This is a genomic window from Mesorhizobium sp. Z1-4, assembly GCF_004000235.1.
Taxonomy (GTDB): domain Bacteria; phylum Pseudomonadota; class Alphaproteobacteria; order Rhizobiales; family Rhizobiaceae; genus RCIO01.
Genome location: NZ_RCIO01000011.1, coordinates 1 through 17,760 on the forward strand (window position 1 = coordinate 1; position 17,760 = coordinate 17,760).

Here is a 17,760-nt window from a genome sequence, read left to right on the forward strand (position 1 = left end):
TGCAGGCATCGTCGCAAGCATCACGGAATAATGCGCCATCTGGCTGCATATGTTCTGAGAAAGGCGCCTTCGGGCGCCTTTTTTGTCTTGGCGGCGCTCTTTGCCACTCTAACTGCTGCAAACGCGCAGTCCGCGTCGCCCAATATCCTGCTCGTCATCGCCGACGATATGGGGCTCGATGCCAGCCCCTGTTACGATGTCGGGGCGCGCAAGCCGACGATGCGGTTTCTGGAACGCATGTGTGCGGAAGGCCTCGTTTTCGACAACGCCTATGCAGCGCCGTCCTGCTCGCCGACGCGTGCCACGATCCTGACCGGGCGCTACGGCTTCCGCACCGGGGTGGGGGCTGCACTCGGTCCGCGCTCGCCGAACGGGCTTTCGCTGGACGAGACCACGCTATTTCAGTTTCTCGATGCCAATGCCCCGCGGACATATGCGCACGCGGTCATCGGCAAATGGCACCTGGCAACTGAGGACAATGGCTGGACCGACCATCCGATGCTGGCCGGCGTCGGACATTATGCCGGCGTGATCAGCGGGACGATCGAGGACTATTACAACTGGCTGTTGACCGAGGATGGCGAAACGCGGGACAGGGCCGGCTACATCACCTCAGTGCTGACCGACATGGCGATCGACTGGGCCGTGCAACAGGACACGCCCTGGTTCCTTTGGCTCGCACATGTCGCCCCGCACGCGCCCCTCCACAATCCGCCGGGCGAGCTTCTGCAGAGCGCCGCGCCGGCGGACGACAATGTCGGGCAGTATCTCGCGGCGCTTGAGGCGCTCGATACCGAACTCGGCAGGTTTTACGAAGCGCTGCCGATGGAGCAGAAAGAGAACCTTGTCGTTATTTTTCTCGGCGACAACGGTTCGCCCAACCAGGCGGTTCAGGAGCCGTTTTCGCGCGGCCGGGCCAAGGGCAGCCTTTATGCCGGAGGGGTGAGGGTGCCGCTTGTCGTGTGGGGCGCCGGAGTCACGCGGAAAGGCGAACGAGAAGCAGCGCTTGTCAATTCGACCGACCTTTTCGCCACGATTGCTCAGCTTGCCGGCATCACACGTGACCGCGCGCCGGTTTGGCCCGAAGACAGCATCAGCGTCACGCCGCTCCTGAGCGGGCAGGCCGGTTCGACACGCTCATTTGCTTATGTCGAGCATTTTTCGGACAGGGCGCCCGGACACGGCACGCAATATGGCTGGGCGATCACCGACGGCCGCTACAAGTTGCTTCATGACGACGACAAGGGCGACATGTTTTTCGACCTCGGTACTGACCCCTGGGAGGGCACGAATCTTCTTTCAGGCGGTGAAGTTGGGGGCACGGCGGCAATGGCGGCCTTCGCCAACCTCGCCGACAGCGCGGCTGCGCTGCGGTTGAAGTAATGCGGCTGCCGGAACGTCCGGCTTTCGGTCTTCGAATGATCTTGCGCGGCGCAGCTAATGCGTCTAGAGACACCGCCGCGATAGGGGTATAGCTCAGTTGGTAGAGCGGCGGTCTCCAAAACCGCAGGTCGGGGGTTCGAGCCCCTCTGCCCCTGCCAGAGCGCCGGTGCGAGCCGGCTGACATTGTCGGTACATGTTGCGGGATCGGGCACTTGCATGTCCCGGATTTCGGAATTATGTAGGGGAAGACAGACACGCGGTGCGTGGAGCTGGGAGACCGGCTTTACGCGCCCTAATTGCGTGGAATATGGTTTTCGCCGATTCGGCAGTGATGACAAGATAACAACGGAATGGTCCGGCTTTGCGGGCCGCCGACAAGCCCGTTACGGGCAGAGGCAACAGAGCGGCAGATGGCGTCCAAAATCACCAATCCTTTCACGTTTCTGCAGCAGGTGCGCTCGGAAACGGCGAAGGTAACTTGGCCCTCGCGGCGTGAAACGCTGATTTCGACGGCGATGGTTCTGGCATTCGCGGTGGTTGCGGCGGTGTTTTTCCTGCTCGCCGATCAGATCATGGGTTTCGGCGTTGAGCTGATTCTCGGTATCGGCCGGTAGACGAAGCAGTACGGAGAAGAACAACAAGATGACTGCGCGGTGGTACATCGTCCACGCCTATTCGAACTTCGAAAAGAAGGTCGCCGAGGAAATTGGAAAGAAGGCCGAACAGAAGGGTCTCAGCCAGTTCATCGAGGAGATCGTGGTCCCGACCGAGAAGGTCGTGGAAGTTCGCCGCGGCAAGAAGGTTGACGCCGAGCGCAAGTTTTTTCCGGGCTATGTGCTTTTGAAAGCCAACCTGACCGATGCGGTCATCAGCCTGGTCAAGAATACGCCGCGCGTAACCGGCTTCCTCGGCGAGGATCGCGCCACCGCCAAACCGGTGCCGATCACCAATGCCGAGGCCGACCGCATCCTGCATCAGGTGCAGGAGGGTGTTGAGCGTCCGAAGCCGTCGGTCACCTTCGAGATCGGCGAGCAGGTGCGTGTTTCCGACGGGCCTTTCGCGTCCTTCTCCGGCTTCGTGCAGGAAGTCGAAGAGGAGCGTTCGCGGCTCAAGGTGGAAGTTTCGATCTTCGGGCGCGCTGTGCCTGTCGATCTCGAGTTTGGTCAGGTCGAAAAGGCCTGATTGAAGCGGTCGGGCGCCTGGCGCGCGGCCAAACCGGTGGGAGGGCAGGCAGTCTAGCCGTCTGTCGAAGCCCGTACCACCACCCTGCAACCGCCGGCATCCGTGGATGCGGGGCCGGCATCAGAAAAGGCAGATGAGACATGGCTAAGAAAATTGCCGGCCAGCTCAAGCTTCAGGTCCCGGCGGGATCGGCGACGCCGTCGCCCCCGATCGGTCCTGCGCTCGGCCAGCGCGGTATCAACATCATGGAGTTCTGCAAGGCGTTCAATGCCGCTACGCAGGATGGTGAAAAGGGTTCCCCGATCCCGGTGGTGATCACCTACTACCAGGACAAGTCCTTCACCTTCACCATGAAGACGCCGCCGGTGAGCTACTTCCTGAAGAAGGCGGCCAAGCTCAAATCCGGCTCCAAGGAGCCCGGCAAGGTAACGGCAGGACAGATTTCACGCGACAAGGTGCGCGAGATCGCCGAAGCCAAGCTGAAAGACCTCAACGCCAACGACGTGGACGCAGCAATGCGCATGGTCGAAGGCTCCGCCCGTTCGATGGGCCTGGAAGTGGTGGGCTGAGACGATGGGCAAGCTTGCAAAACGTATCGCCAAGTCCCGCGAGGGCATTGACCGCGACCAGCTTTATGAGGTCGCTGAGGCCGTTAAGCTGATCAAAAGCCGGGCTACCGCGAAGTTCGACGAGACTGTCGAGATTGCGATGAACCTGGGCGTCGATCCGCGCCATGCGGACCAGATGGTGCGCGGCGTTGTCAGCCTGCCGAACGGCACCGGCCGCTCGGTCCGGGTTGCCGTGTTCGCCAAGGGCGACAAGGCGGATGAAGCCAAGGCGGCAGGCGCCGACATCGTGGGCGCCGAAGATCTGGTGGAAATCGTGCAGAAGGGCGAAATCAACTTCGACCGCTGCATTGCAACGCCGGACATGATGCCGCTGGTCGGACGCCTCGGCAAAGTGCTCGGGCCGCGCGGCATGATGCCGAACCCGAAGGTGGGCACGGTAACTGCCGACGTGACGGCCGCGGTGAACGCCTCCAAGGGCGGCGCTGTCGAATTCCGCGTCGAAAAGGCCGGCATCGTGCATGCGGGCGTCGGCAAGGTGTCGTTCGACGAGAGCGCGCTGGTCGAGAACGTCAAGGCGTTCGCAGATGCGGTGATCAAGGCCAAGCCGACCGGCGCGAAGGGCAACTTCGTCAAGAAGGTTGCTATTTCGTCGACCATGGGCCCCGGCCTCAAGATCGACCCGGCAACGCTGGCGTCGGCCTAACAGAATTCGGGAGCCGCGGGCTCCCGGCAAGAATTCCGGTCCCGTGAGTATGGGGCCGGAAACCGGAAGGAAACTTCCGGACATCCTGTCCGAGATTGCAGGCGGCCCCGCCTTAATTCCTTCATGGGGCCTGCATGAGACGGGGACGATCCGGACAAAGGTTCCCGGCGCCAATGCCTGGTTCCGATGAAAGGTTCGAACCGTGTTGCCTTAGTCTGCCATCGGCCTGGCCGGTGCGGCGAAGGGGGCAGGATCCTCGAGCGTCGATCGGGTGATCCTACAAGGGATACCCGGCCGGCATAAGGCAACCGGCCGCCTTGCCAAATGGCATGGCAGCCAACTGGAGATAGGCAGTGGACAGAGCGGAAAAACGCGAATTCGTCACGGGCCTGAACTCGGTGTTTCAAAGCACCGGATCAGTCGTCGTGGCCCACTATGCCGGACTGACCGTGGCGCAGATGAACGATTTTCGTTCCAAGATGCGCTCCGCGGGCGGCACCGTCAAAGTCGCGAAGAACCGTCTCGCCAAGATCGCTCTTCAGGGAACGGACTCGGAAAACATGCAGGCGCTGTTCAAGGGACAGACGCTGATTTGCTATTCCGAGGATCCGGTCGTGGCGCCCAAGGTTGCGTCCGATTTCGCCAAGGCGAATGACAATCTCGTCATTCTCGGCGGCGCAATGGGAACGACCGCGCTCGATGCGAACGGTGTGAAGGCTCTCGCAAGCCTGCCGTCGCTCGACGAACTGCGCGCCAAGATCGTCGGCATGCTCAACACGCCGGCAACCCGGATCGCTCAGGTCGTCAGCGCGCCCGCCGCTCAGGTGGCACGCGTTGTCGGAGCTTATTCCCAAAAGAGCGAGGCGGCATGAGGCCGTTCCTCGCTGTTCCAGACACACGTTCGAACCAAATAAAGGACTGAAGACATGGCTGATCTTGCCAAAATCGTAGATGACCTTTCGAGCCTGACCGTCCTGGAGGCGGCTGAGCTTTCCAAGATGCTTGAAGAGAAGTGGGGCGTTTCCGCCGCTGCTCCGGTCGCTGTTGCCGCTGCTGGCGGTGCTGCCGCCGGCGGTGGTGAAGCTGCTGAAGAGAAGACCGAGTTTGACGTCGTTCTCGCCGATGCCGGCGCCCAGAAGATCAACGTCATCAAGGAAGTGCGCGCAATCACCGGTCTTGGCCTCAAGGAAGCCAAGGACCTGGTCGAGGCCGCTCCGAAGTCGGTCAAGGACGGCGTTTCGAAAGACGACGCCGAGAAGTTCAAGGCCCAGCTGGAAGCAGCCGGCGCCAAGGTCGAGCTGAAGTAATTCAGCACGGTTCCGGCGGGCTTAAGTGCCCGCCGGTGCCGGTGTCAGTACGCGTACAGAACCCTTTTCCTGAGGGCCGGACCGGCTTTCAGGAAACGGGTTTTCGCCCGTTTTGGATGACCCCGCCGGCCCGGCCGGCGCAAGGATAGGCACGAAGCCAGGAAGGCAAGGAGCGACGATGGCTCAAACCCATACGTTCAACGGTCGCAGGCGCATCCGCAAATTCTTCGGCAAGATTCCCGAAGTTGCGGAGATGCCCAACCTCATCGAGGTGCAGAAAGCCTCCTATGACCAGTTCCTGATGGTCGAGGAGCCCGAGGGCGGCCGCGCGAACGAAGGACTGCAGGCGGTTTTCAAGTCTGTGTTCCCGATCGAGGACTTTTCCGGTTCGTCGATGCTTGAATTCGTCAAATACGAGTTCGAGCCGCCGAAGTTCGACGTCGACGAGTGCCGCCAGCGCGATCTCACCTTCGCCGCGCCGCTGAAGGTTACGCTGCGCCTCATCGTGTTCGATATCGACGAGGACACCGGCGCGAAGTCGGTCAAGGACATCAAGGAGCAGGACGTCTATATGGGCGACATGCCGCTGATGACGTCCAACGGCACCTTCATCGTCAACGGCACAGAGCGCGTCATCGTCTCCCAGATGCACCGTTCGCCGGGCGTGTTCTTCGATCACGACAAGGGCAAGACCCATTCCTCGGGCAAGCTTCTGTTCGCTGCCCGCGTGATCCCGTATCGCGGTTCCTGGCTCGATATCGAGTTCGATTCAAAGGATATCGTGCACGCGCGCATCGACCGCCGCCGCAAGATTCCGGCGACCTCGCTGCTTATGGCCCTGGGCATGGACGGTGAGGAAATCCTCTCCACTTTCTACAACCAGATCACCTACAAGCGGGTGAAGGATCACTGGCGCATTCCGTTCTCGGCCGACCGGTTCCGCGGCATGAAGGCGGTCAACGATCTCGTTGACGCCGACACCGGCAAGGTTGTCGTCGAGGCCGGCAAGAAGATCACGGTGCGTCAGGCCAAGCAGCTTGCCGAGAAGGGCCTCAAGGCGATCAAGGCAACCGACGAGGATCTCATCGGCTCCTACATCGCCGAGGACATCGTCAACCCGGAAACGGGCGAGATCTATCTCGAGGCCGGCGACGAGCTCGACATGACGGTCGATGCTAAGACCGGACAGACGAAGGGCAATCTCGCCGATCTTCTCGCGACCGGCATCGACGAGCTTCAGATTCTCGACATCGATCACGTCAATATCGGCAGCTACATCCGCAACACGCTGGCGGTCGACAAGAACGAGACTCGTCAGGAAGCGCTGTTCGACATCTACCGCGTGATGCGTCCCGGCGAGCCGCCGACGCTGGAAACCGCGGAAGCGATGTTCAACTCGCTGTTCTTCGATCCTGAGCGTTATGACCTCTCGGCCGTCGGCCGGGTGAAGATGAACATGCGCCTGGAACTCGACGCGGAAGACACCGTGCGCGTGCTGCGCAAGGAAGACATCCTCGCAGTGGTCAAGACGCTGGTCGAACTGCGCGACGGACGCGGCGAAATCGACGACATCGACAATCTCGGCAACCGCCGGGTGCGTTCGGTCGGCGAGTTGATGGAAAACCAGTATCGTCTGGGCCTGCTGCGCATGGAACGCGCGATCAAGGAGCGCATGTCCTCGATCGAAATCGACACCGTCATGCCGCAGGACCTGATCAACGCGAAGCCGGCGGCTGCCGCCGTTCGCGAGTTCTTCGGTTCCTCGCAGCTGTCGCAGTTCATGGACCAGACCAACCCGCTTTCGGAAATCACCCACAAGCGCCGCCTTTCGGCTCTTGGACCGGGCGGCCTGACCCGCGAGCGCGCCGGCTTCGAAGTACGCGACGTTCACGTTACGCACTATGGCCGTATCTGCCCGATTGAGACGCCGGAAGGCCCGAACATCGGTCTTATCAATAGCTTGGCGACGTTTGCTCGCGTCAACAAATACGGCTTTATCGAAACGCCCTACCGCAAGATCGTGGACGGCAAGGTCACGCAGGACGTGGTCTATCTTTCGGCGATGGAAGAGGCCAAGCACTATGTCGCGCAGGCCAATGCCGTGCTCGACAAGTCGGGCAAGTTCGCCGACGAGTTCGTGGTTGCCCGCCATGCCGGCGAAGTGATCATGGCGCCGCGCGAGAACGTCGACCTGATGGACGTTTCGCCGAAGCAGCTCGTTTCGGTCGCGGCGGCGCTCATTCCGTTCCTTGAGAACGATGACGCCAACCGCGCTCTGATGGGCTCCAACATGCAGCGTCAGGCCGTGCCTCTGGTACGCGCTGAGGCGCCGTATGTCGGCACCGGCATGGAATCGGTCGTGGCGCGGGATTCGGGCGCTGCCATCGGCGCACGCCGCGGTGGTATCGTGGACCAGGTCGACGCAACGCGTATCGTCGTGCGCGCCACGGAGGACCTCGAATCCGGCAAGTCGGGCGTCGACATCTATCGCCTGATGAAGTTCCAGCGTTCGAACCAGAACACCTGCATCAACCAGCGCCCGCTGGTCAGCGTGGGTGACGTGGTCAACAAGGGCGACATCATCGCCGACGGTCCTTCGACCGACCTCGGCGATCTGGCGCTCGGCCGCAACGTGCTCGTCGCGTTCATGCCGTGGAACGGCTACAACTATGAGGACTCCATCCTCCTGTCCGAGCGTATCGTGCGCGATGACGTCTTCACCTCGATCCATATCGAGGAGTTCGAGGTCATGGCCCGCGACACCAAGCTCGGGCCGGAAGAGATCACGCGCGACATTCCGAACGTTTCGGAAGAAGCGCTGAAGAACCTCGACGAAGCCGGCATCACCTATATCGGGGCGGAAGTTCAGCCGGGCGACATTCTGGTTGGCAAGATCACGCCGAAGGGCGAAAGCCCGATGACGCCGGAAGAGAAGCTTCTGCGCGCCATCTTCGGCGAGAAGGCGTCCGACGTTCGCGACACCTCCATGCGCATGCCGCCAGGCACCTTCGGCACGGTCGTTGAGGTACGTGTGTTCAACCGTCACGGCGTCGAGAAAGACGAACGCGCCATGGCGATCGAGCGCGAGGAGATCGAGCGCCTTGCCAAGGACCGTGACGACGAGCAGGCCATTCTGGACCGCAACGTCTATACACGTCTGGCCGAGATGCTGGCAGGCAAGCAGGCGGTTGCCGGCCCCAAGGGCTTCAAGAAGGGCACCAAGCTCAGCCAGGAAGTGATCGAGGACTATCCGCGGTCGCAGTGGTGGCTGTTTGCTGTCGACAACGAGAAGCTTCAGGCCGAGATCGAAGCTCTGCGCGGCCAGTACGACGAATCCAAGAAGGCGCTCGAGCAGCGCTTCATGGACAAGGTCGAGAAGGTTCAGCGCGGCGACGAGATGCCGCCCGGCGTGATGAAGATGGTCAAGGTCTTCGTTGCGGTGAAGCGCAAGATGCAGCCCGGCGACAAGATGGCCGGCCGTCACGGCAACAAGGGTGTCGTGTCGCGCATCGTGCCTGTCGAGGATATGCCTTTCCTCGAAGACGGCACGCATGTCGATATCGTGCTCAACCCGCTCGGCGTGCCTTCGCGCATGAATGTCGGCCAGATTCTGGAAACCCATCTGGGTTGGGCCTGTGCCGGCATGGGCAAGCAGATCGGCGACCTACTCGAGCAGTATCACGAGAAGGGCGACATCAAGCCGCTGCGCAAGACCATTGAGGCGGTCATTCCGGAGAACGACCGCAACGAGCCGGTTCGCAACTACGACGACGATTCCGTCGTTCGGCTTGCCGACCAGTTCAAGCGCGGCGTTTCGATCGCAACGCCGGTCTTCGACGGTGCGCATGAGTCAGACATCAACGAGATGCTGGAACAGGCCGGCGTGGCGTCGAGCGGACAGGTAACGCTCTATGACGGCCGCACCGGCGAGGCGTTCGACCGTCAGGTGACCGTCGGCTACATCTATATGCTGAAGTTGCACCATCTGGTGGACGACAAGATCCACGCCCGTTCGATCGGCCCGTACTCACTGGTTACCCAGCAGCCGCTGGGTGGCAAGGCGCAGTTCGGCGGACAGCGCTTCGGCGAGATGGAGGTCTGGGCACTCGAAGCCTACGGTGCCGCCTACACGCTGCAGGAAATGCTGACCGTGAAGTCGGACGACGTGGCCGGCCGTACCAAGGTCTACGAAGCGATCGTGCGCGGAGACGACACATTCGAGGCGGGCATTCCGGAGAGCTTCAACGTTCTCGTCAAGGAAATGCGTTCGCTCGGCCTCAATGTCGAACTCGACAACACGCGGGTCGACGAGATGCCGGCGCAGTTGCCGGACGCCGCAGAGTAGCAATGTGGAGCGGCGCGCTCATCGGGCGCGCCGCACTTTGCCGGGTGAGGGCGCGTTGAAGCCCGCCCGTTACGCAGGCCGCCAAGTTCGGCAATACGGATTCAATAACGGGTGCCAATGGGCCCCGAACAGGAGATCGGCATGAACCAAGAGGTCATGAACCTTTTCAACCCGCAGACGCCGGTTCAGACATTCGATTCGATCCGGATTTCCATCGCATCTCCGGACAAGATCAGCTCCTGGTCTTTCGGCGAGATCAAGAAGCCCGAAACGATCAACTACCGTACGTTCAAGCCCGAGCGTGACGGTCTTTTCTGTGCGCGCATCTTCGGTCCGATCAAGGACTATGAGTGCCTGTGCGGCAAGTACAAGCGCATGAAGTACAAGGGCGTGATCTGCGAGAAGTGCGGCGTGGAAGTCACGCTGAGCCGCGTGCGCCGCGAGCGCATGGGCCACATCGAACTCGCAGCGCCCGTTGCGCATATCTGGTTCCTGAAGTCGCTGCCGAGCCGCATCGGCACGCTGCTCGACATGACGCTCAAGGATATCGAGCGGGTTCTCTATTTCGAGAACTACATCGTCACCGAGCCGGGCCTCACTTCGCTGAAGGAAAATCAGCTCCTCTCCGAAGAGGAGTACATGATGGCCGTCGACGAGTTCGGCGAGGACAGCTTCACCGCCATGATCGGCGCCGAGGCCATCCACGACCTTTTGGCCGTGATGGACCTCGACAGGATCGCGGGCGAGCTGCGCACCGAGCTTGCCTCGACGACGTCCGAGCTGAAGCAGAAGAAGCTCTTGAAGCGCCTCAAGGTGGTCGAGAATTTCCTGGAATCCGGCAACCGTCCGGAATGGATGATCATGAAGATCATCCCGGTCATTCCGCCGGACCTGCGTCCGCTGGTTCCGCTGGATGGCGGCCGTTTCGCGACGTCGGATCTGAACGATCTGTACCGCCGCGTCATCAACCGTAACAACCGTCTGAAGCGGCTGATCGAGCTGCGCGCGCCGGGCATCATCATCCGCAACGAGAAGCGCATGCTTCAGGAGGCGGTCGATGCTCTGTTCGACAATGGCCGCCGCGGCCGCACCATCACCGGTGCCAACAAGCGTCCGCTGAAGTCGCTCTCCGACATGCTGAAGGGCAAGCAGGGCCGGTTCCGCCAGAACCTGCTCGGCAAGCGCGTCGACTATTCCGGCCGTTCGGTCATCGTGACCGGTCCGGAGCTCAAGCTGCACCAGTGCGGCCTGCCGAAGAAGATGGCGCTCGAACTGTTCAAGCCGTTCATCTACGCCCGCCTCGACGCCAAGGGTTATTCGTCCACCGTCAAGCAGGCGAAGAAGCTGGTCGAGAAGGAAAAGCCGGAAGTGTGGGATATCCTCGACGAGGTTATTCGCGAGCATCCGGTGCTTCTGAACCGTGCGCCGACACTTCACCGACTCGGCATCCAGGCGTTCGAGCCGGTTCTGATCGAAGGCAAGGCGATCCAGCTTCACCCGCTGGTCTGCACCGCCTTCAATGCCGACTTCGACGGCGACCAGATGGCCGTGCACGTTCCGCTGTCGCTCGAGGCTCAGCTGGAAGCGCGCGTGCTGATGATGTCGACCAACAACATCCTGCATCCGGCTTCAGGCGCGCCGATCATCGTGCCGTCGCAGGACATGGTGCTGGGCCTCTATTATCTCTCGATCGTCAACGAGAACGAGCCGGGCGAGGGCATGGCCTTCGCCGATATGGGCGAGCTGCATCACGCGCTGGAAAACGGCGTGGTGACGCTGCACACCAAGATCAAAGGCCGGTTCAAGACCGTCGATGCCGAGGGCAACCTGGTTTCGAAGATCTACGAAACGACGCCTGGCCGCATGATCATCGGCGAATTGCTGCCCAAGAACGTCAATGTGCCGTTCGAGGCGGCCAACCAGGAGATGACCAAGAAGAACATCTCCAAGATGATCGACACGGTCTACCGCCACTGCGGCCAGAAAGAGACGGTCATTTTCTGCGACCGGATCATGGCTCTGGGCTTCAACCATGCCTGCCGCGCCGGCATTTCGTTCGGCAAGGACGACATGCTGATCCCGGACAGCAAGGCCAAGCTCGTTGCCGATACCGACGCGCTCGCGAAGGAATATGAGCAGCAGTACAATGACGGCCTGATCACCCAGGGCGAAAAGTACAACAAGGTGGTCGACGCCTGGGCCAAGTGCTCGGAAAAGGTCGCCGAAGAGATGATGGCCCGCATCAAGGCGGTCGAGTTCGCGGATGACGGGCGTCAGAAGCCGATGAACTCGATCTACATGATGTCGCATTCCGGTGCGCGCGGTTCGCCGACCCAGATGCGTCAGCTTGCCGGCATGCGCGGCCTGATGGCGCGTCCGGACGGTTCGATCATCGAGACGCCGATCATCTCGAACTTCAAGGAAGGCCTGACCGTGATGGAGTACTTCAACTCCACCCACGGCGCCCGCAAGGGTCTGGCCGACACCGCCTTGAAGACCGCCAACTCGGGCTACCTGACGCGCCGTCTGGTCGACGTTGCGCAGGATTGCATCGTCACCGTTCCCGATTGCGGAACCGAGAAGGGTCTGACCATGACCCCGATCGTGGACGCAGGTCAGGTGGTGGCTTCGCTCGGCGCCCGCATCCTGGGCCGTACCTCGCTTGAGGATATCACGCACCCGGTTTCGGGCGACGTGATCGTCAAGGGCGGCACGCTGATCGACGAACGCGATGTCGAGGCGGTGGAGAAGGCTGGCGTTCAGGCGGTTCGCATCCGCTCCGCACTCACCTGCGACGTCAAGACCGGCGTCTGCGCGGTGTGCTACGGACGCGATCTGGCACGCGGTACTCCGGTGAATATCGGCGAGGCTGTCGGCGTTATCGCCGCTCAGTCCATCGGCGAGCCGGGCACCCAGCTCACCATGCGTACCTTCCACATGGGCGGTGCGGCGCAGGTTGCCGACAAGTCGTTCCTGGAAGCCTCGTATGAAGGCAAGGTGCAGATCCGCAACCGCAATGTGGTGCGCAACTCCGAAGGCCATCTCATCGTGATGGGCCGCAACATGGCGATCATCATTCTCGATGAAGGCGGCAAGGAACGTGCGGTTCACCGCGTCACCTACGGTTCGCGCATCCATGTGGATGACGGCGACAAGGTGAAGCGCGGGCAGCGCATCGCCGAGTGGGACCCCTATACCCGTCCGATCCTCACCGAGGTGGAAGGCAAGGTGGAGTTCGAAGACCTCGTCGACGGCATCTCGGTGCAGGAGACGACCGACGAATCCACCGGTATCACCAAGCGCGAGGTTGTCGACTGGCGGTCGACGCCGCGCGGTTCGGATCTCAAGCCGGCGATCGCGGTTCACGATGCCAAGGGCAAGGTTGCAAAGCTCAGCAAGGGCGGCGATGCCCGCTTCATGCTCTCGGTCGAGGCCGTGCTTTCGGTCGAGCCGGGCGCGACGGTGAAGCCCGGCGACGTGATTGCGCGTATTCCCATGGAAAGCGCCAAGACCAAGGACATCACCGGCGGTCTGCCGCGCGTTGCCGAGCTGTTCGAGGCGCGCCGTCCGAAGGATCACGCCATCATCGCCGAGATCGATGGCACGATCCGCTTCGGGCGCGATTACAAGAACAAGCGCCGCATCGCGATCGAGCCGCATGACGAGCAGCTTGAACCCGCCGAGTATCTCATCCCGAAGGGCAAGCCGTTCCATCTTCAGGACGGCGACACCATCGAGAAGGGCGACTACATCCTCGACGGCAATCCTGCGCCGCACGACATTCTGGCGATCAAGGGCGTGGAGGCTCTGGCTTCCTACCTCGTGAACGAAATCCAGGAGGTCTACCGGTTGCAGGGCGTGTCGATCAACGACAAGCATATCGAGGTGATCGTGCGGCAGATGCTGCAGAAGATCGAGATCACGGTGCAGGGCGATTCGGATTACATTCCGGGCGACCATGTCGACGTGATCGAGTTCGACGAGGTCAACGAGCGGCTTGCCGACGACGGCAAGAAGCCGGCGGAAGGTCAGCCGGTGCTGCTCGGCATCACCAAGGCTTCGCTGCAGACACCGTCCTTCATCTCGGCGGCGTCGTTCCAGGAGACCACGCGTGTGCTCACCGAAGCGGCGGTTGCCGGCAAGGTCGACACTCTGCAGGGCCTCAAGGAGAACGTCATCGTCGGCCGGCTGATCCCGGCGGGCACGGGCGGCATCATGAGCCAGATCCGGCGGATCGCCACCTCGCGCGACGATCTCATTCTCGACGAACGCCGCAAGAGTGCTGCCGCCGACATGGATACGGCCGCGATCGCCGACATGTCGGAAGCTCCGGCCGAATAGAGGCTGCAGCAAGACCTAAACGAAAGGCCGCCGGAGCGATTCGGCGGCCTTTTTCATGGCGAATCTGCGAGGCGTTAGATCGGCTCGTCGAATGTGATCACCGCCACCTCGCCGCGGGTTGCGCTCTGATAGGCCGACAGATGCGGTTCCTCGTCGGGAACGCCTTCCATGTCGCCGATCTGATCGAGCTCGGCTTCTGCGTAACCCTCGCTTGCAAGGGCCTCCAACACCGTTCGCACGGCCGTATCGTCGTCGGGTGCAACCAGCATGACGTGTACGCCTTCCGACTCACCGCCTTTTTCGCGCCAGACGCGGCCGGTTACGATGGTGACCGCGGGATCGTCGTTGTCGTTCATGGCGAATTTCCCTGAATCGAGTCGGTTTGTTGCGAGCAAAGGCCATCATCGCATGCCGGCACGGCATTGGCACGGCATGGGCCGGTTATTTTCGGTCTTGATGTGCCGAATTGCGCAACAATATTACTCGCCAGGCGCAAAGCGTGGTTTCGGCAAGATAAATGGCCGCGCGGGGTTGACGGTTAAGGGGTCTGCGAGTAGAAGCCGCCACGTCTGAACCGATGTGAGGACTTGCTTTTCGGGGCGTCGCGCTCTGGAGTTTGCCTCAAACAGGGTTCGTTCTACGAGCGAAAGACAGTTCCGGCACGCATGAAGCGGCTTCCGCTTCCTCTGCTTTTTGTTCGGGCGGGACCGCAGATGAGCGGTGCGTTGCCCGAATTCGCGTATGGAACTGGCGCCCGAGCGAGCCATGTTGGGCTCAGACACGAGATTTTGGACCAAGAGGACGGCGAATGCCTACCGTAAACCAGCTGATCCGCAAGCCGCGCATTGCGCCGGTGAAGCGCAACAAGGTTCCGGCCATGCAGGCCAACCCGCAGAAGCGGGGCGTGTGCACGCGCGTCTACACCACGACGCCGAAGAAACCGAACTCCGCTCTGCGCAAGGTGGCGAAGATTCGCCTGACCAATGGCTTTGAGGTGATCGGCTACATTCCGGGTGAGGGCCACAACCTTCAGGAGCACTCCGTGGTCATGATCCGCGGCGGCCGTGTGAAGGACCTTCCCGGCGTCCGTTATCATATCATCCGCGGCGTGCTCGACACGCAGGGTGTGAAAGACCGCAAGCAGCGCCGTTCCAAATACGGTGCAAAGCGTCCGAAGTAGGGATTTCCGGCTTCGGCGCCTTTTTTGTTGCGCCGGGCCCATTAGGAAGAGACGAAAGATATGTCCCGACGCCACAGAGCTGAAAAGCGCGAGATCAACCCGGACCCGAAGTTCGGCGATCTGGTTGTGACCAAGTTCATGAATGCGATCATGTATGACGGCAAGAAGTCCGTCGCCGAGCGCATCGTGTATGGCGCCCTCGACCAGGTCGAGGAAAAGACCCGGCAGGAGCCGGTCGCGCTGTTCCATCAGGCACTCGAAAACGTTGCTCCGCATCTTGAGGTCCGTTCCCGCCGCGTTGGCGGTGCGACCTACCAGGTGCCGGTCGATGTGCGCCCCGAGCGCCGTCAGGCTCTGGCGATCCGCTGGCTGATCAACGCCGCGCGCTCGCGCAACGAAACGACTATGGTCGATCGCCTTTCCGGCGAACTCATGGATGCAGCCAACAATCGGGGCAGCGCCGTCAAGAAGCGTGAAGACACGCACAAGATGGCCGAAGCCAACCGCGCCTTCGCGCACTACCGCTGGTAGCAGCGGCGAAGGAACCGAACGAGGACACGACGATGGCCCGCGATTACAAACTCGAAGACTACCGTAACTTCGGCATCATGGCGCATATCGACGCCGGCAAGACGACGACCACCGAGCGCGTCCTGTTCTACACCGGCAAGTCGCACAAGATCGGCGAAGTGCACGACGGCGCTGCGACCATGGACTGGATGGAGCAGGAGCAGGAGCGCGGCATCACGATCACGTCGGCTGCGACCACGACCTTCTGGGAAGGCCGCGACGGCAAGAAGCGCCGCTTCAACATCATCGACACCCCCGGCCACGTCGACTTCACCATTGAGGTCGAGCGTTCGCTGCGCGTGCTCGATGGCGCTATCGCTCTGCTCGACGCCAACGCAGGTGTCGAGCCGCAGACCGAGACCGTGTGGCGCCAGGCGGACAAGTACAAAGTGCCGCGCATGATCTTCTGCAACAAGATGGACAAGATCGGCGCCGATTTCTTCCGTTCGGTCGAGATGGTGAAGACCCGTCTTGGTGCGCAGGCGGTGGTACTTCAGATTCCGATCGGCGCTGAGAGCGATTTCAAGGGCGTTGTCGATCTCATCGAGATGCGGGCGATCGTCTGGAAGGAAGAGACGCTTGGTGCCGCCTGGGACATCACCGAGATCCCGGCCGACCTCCAGGCGCAGGCCGAAGAGTACCGCGAGAAGCTGATCGAGGCCGCTGTCGAAATGGACGAGGCTGCGCTCGAGAAGTATCTCGAGGGTGAGATGCCGTCGAATGACGAGCTGCGCCGTCTTATCCGCATGGGCACCGTTCAGGTAAAGTTCTTCCCGATGCTCTGCGGCTCGGCGTTCAAGAACAAGGGCGTTCAGCCGCTGCTCGACGCCGTTGTGGACTTCCTGCCTTCGCCGCTCGAAGTGCCGGCCATCAAGGGCATTGATCCGAAGACCGAAGCCGAGGTCAGCCGCAAGTCTTCCGACGAAGAGCCGCTTTCCATGCTGGCCTTCAAGATCATGAACGATCCGTTTGTTGGTTCGCTCACGTTCTGCCGCATCTATTCGGGTGTGCTTCAGAAGGGTTCGTCGCTGATGAACACCGTGAAGGACAAGCGTGAGCGTATCGGCCGCATGCTGCAGATGCACTCCAATAGCCGTGAAGACGTCGAGTCGGCTTATGCCGGCGACATCGTCGCGCTGGCCGGCCTCAAGGAGACCACCACGGGCGACACGCTCTGCGATCCGCTGAAGCCGGTCATTCTCGAGCGCATGGAGTTCCCCGAGCCGGTTATCCAGATCGCGATCGAGCCGAAGACCAAGGGCGACCAGGAAAAGATGGGCCTGGCCCTCAACCGCCTGGCAGCCGAAGATCCGTCCTTCCGCGTCAAATCTGACGAGGAAAGCGGCCAGACGATCATCGCCGGCATGGGTGAGCTTCACCTCGACATCATCGTCGACCGCATGAAGCGCGAGTTCAAGGTCGAGGCAAATGTCGGTGCGCCGCAGGTGGCATATCGCGAGACGATCACCAAGCAGGCCGAGATCGACTACACCCACAAGAAGCAGTCCGGCGGTTCGGGCCAGTTCGCCCGCGTCAAGATCATCTTCGAGCCGAACACCGAGAGCGAGGATTTCGAATTCGAATCCAAGATCGTCGGCGGTTCCGTTCCGAAGGAATACATACCGGGCGTGCAGAAGGGTATCGAAAGCGTGCTTTCGTCCGGTCCGCTGGCCGGCTTCCCGATGCTCGGCGTGAAAGCCACGCTGATCGACGGTGCCTACCACGACGTCGACTCTTCGGTTCTGGCCTTCGAAATCGCCGCCCGTGCGGCGTTCCGCGAGGGTGCGCAGAAGGCCGGTGCTCAGCTGCTGGAGCCGATCATGAAGGTCGAGGTGGTGACGCCTGAGGATTATGTCGGCGACGTCATCGGCGACCTGAATTCACGGCGCGGCCAGATCCAGGGCACCGAGGCCCGTGGCATCGCTACCGTGGTGAACGCCATGGTGCCGCTCGCCAACATGTTCAAATATGTCGACAATCTGCGTTCGATGTCGCAGGGCCGAGCCGCTTACACGATGCAGTTCGATCATTACGATCCGGTGCCGACGGCGGTCGCCCAGGAAATCCAGAAGAAATACGCGTAACCCGCGCGGGACAGCGCGTAACGGAAAAGCTTGCCCGCAAGGGCTGAAAGAAACGGAGAACTCACATGGCCAAGGGTAAATTCGAGCGTAATAAGC

At 61.5% G+C, this 17,760-nt stretch carries 13 protein-coding genes and 1 tRNA gene; 13 read left to right on the plus strand and 1 reads right to left on the minus strand.

Going from position 1 to position 17,760, the window contains the following annotated elements; all coding sequences use genetic code 11:
- The 10 genes from EP165_RS19900 to rpoC form a co-directional block, all read left to right on the plus strand.
- The coding region (locus tag EP165_RS19900; protein ID WP_206075960.1) for a sulfatase-like hydrolase/transferase at window positions 1-1,383 on the plus strand (1,383 nt) is incomplete at its 5' end.
- Window positions 1,384-1,465: 82 nt separating this feature from the next.
- Window positions 1,466-1,541 (plus strand) — tRNA-Trp (locus EP165_RS19905).
- 252 nt (window positions 1,542-1,793) lie between these two features.
- The gene (secE, locus tag EP165_RS19910; protein ID WP_127524608.1) at window positions 1,794-1,997 is read left to right on the plus strand and encodes a preprotein translocase subunit SecE; all 204 of its coding nucleotides are present in this window, start codon (window positions 1,794-1,796) and stop codon (window positions 1,995-1,997) included.
- Between the two features lie 28 nt (window positions 1,998-2,025).
- Complete coding sequence (gene nusG, locus EP165_RS19915; protein ID WP_127524609.1) at window positions 2,026-2,565, plus strand: transcription termination/antitermination protein NusG; 540 nt, start codon at window positions 2,026-2,028, stop codon at window positions 2,563-2,565.
- A 140-nt stretch (window positions 2,566-2,705) separates the two neighbouring features.
- Window positions 2,706-3,134, plus strand: coding sequence for a 50S ribosomal protein L11 (gene rplK / locus EP165_RS19920; protein ID WP_127524610.1), 429 nt, complete (start codon window positions 2,706-2,708; stop codon window positions 3,132-3,134).
- A 4-nt stretch (window positions 3,135-3,138) separates the two neighbouring features.
- Window positions 3,139-3,837 (plus strand): 50S ribosomal protein L1, encoded by a 699-nt coding sequence (gene rplA, locus EP165_RS19925; protein WP_127524611.1) that lies wholly within the window; start codon window positions 3,139-3,141, stop codon window positions 3,835-3,837.
- Between the two features lie 353 nt (window positions 3,838-4,190).
- Entirely contained in the window at window positions 4,191-4,709 is a 519-nt protein-coding gene (gene rplJ / locus EP165_RS19930) for a 50S ribosomal protein L10 (protein ID WP_127524612.1), read from the plus strand.
- Between the two features lie 54 nt (window positions 4,710-4,763).
- Window positions 4,764-5,144 (plus strand): 50S ribosomal protein L7/L12, encoded by a 381-nt coding sequence (rplL, locus tag EP165_RS19935; RefSeq protein ID WP_127524613.1) that lies wholly within the window; start codon window positions 4,764-4,766, stop codon window positions 5,142-5,144.
- A 178-nt stretch (window positions 5,145-5,322) separates the two neighbouring features.
- Complete coding sequence (rpoB, locus tag EP165_RS19940) at window positions 5,323-9,489, plus strand: DNA-directed RNA polymerase subunit beta (RefSeq protein WP_127524614.1); 4,167 nt, start codon at window positions 5,323-5,325, stop codon at window positions 9,487-9,489.
- A 141-nt stretch (window positions 9,490-9,630) separates the two neighbouring features.
- A complete protein-coding gene (gene rpoC / locus EP165_RS19945; RefSeq protein WP_127524615.1) occupies window positions 9,631-13,830 on the plus strand; it encodes a DNA-directed RNA polymerase subunit beta' in 4,200 nt (1,399 codons plus the stop codon).
- 74 nt (window positions 13,831-13,904) lie between these two features.
- Here the strand turns inward: rpoC and EP165_RS19950 are convergent, their stop codons facing one another.
- On the minus strand, window positions 13,905-14,186 hold the full coding sequence (locus EP165_RS19950; protein ID WP_127524616.1) for a transcriptional regulator: 282 nt from the start codon (window positions 14,184-14,186) through the stop codon (window positions 13,905-13,907).
- A gap of 452 nt (window positions 14,187-14,638) precedes the next feature.
- Between EP165_RS19950 and rpsL the strand changes: the two genes are divergently transcribed.
- From rpsL to fusA, 3 genes are read left to right on the plus strand one after another with little or no spacing between them, the layout of a single operon-like run.
- Entirely contained in the window at window positions 14,639-15,010 is a 372-nt protein-coding gene (rpsL, locus tag EP165_RS19955) for a 30S ribosomal protein S12 (RefSeq protein ID WP_099308739.1), read from the plus strand.
- 60 nt (window positions 15,011-15,070) lie between these two features.
- Complete coding sequence (gene rpsG, locus EP165_RS19960) at window positions 15,071-15,541, plus strand: 30S ribosomal protein S7 (protein WP_127524617.1); 471 nt, start codon at window positions 15,071-15,073, stop codon at window positions 15,539-15,541.
- A 32-nt stretch (window positions 15,542-15,573) separates the two neighbouring features.
- The gene (gene fusA, locus EP165_RS19965) at window positions 15,574-17,664 is read left to right on the plus strand and encodes an elongation factor G (protein ID WP_127524618.1); all 2,091 of its coding nucleotides are present in this window, start codon (window positions 15,574-15,576) and stop codon (window positions 17,662-17,664) included.
- The last annotated feature ends 96 nt before the right edge of the window (window positions 17,665-17,760 follow it).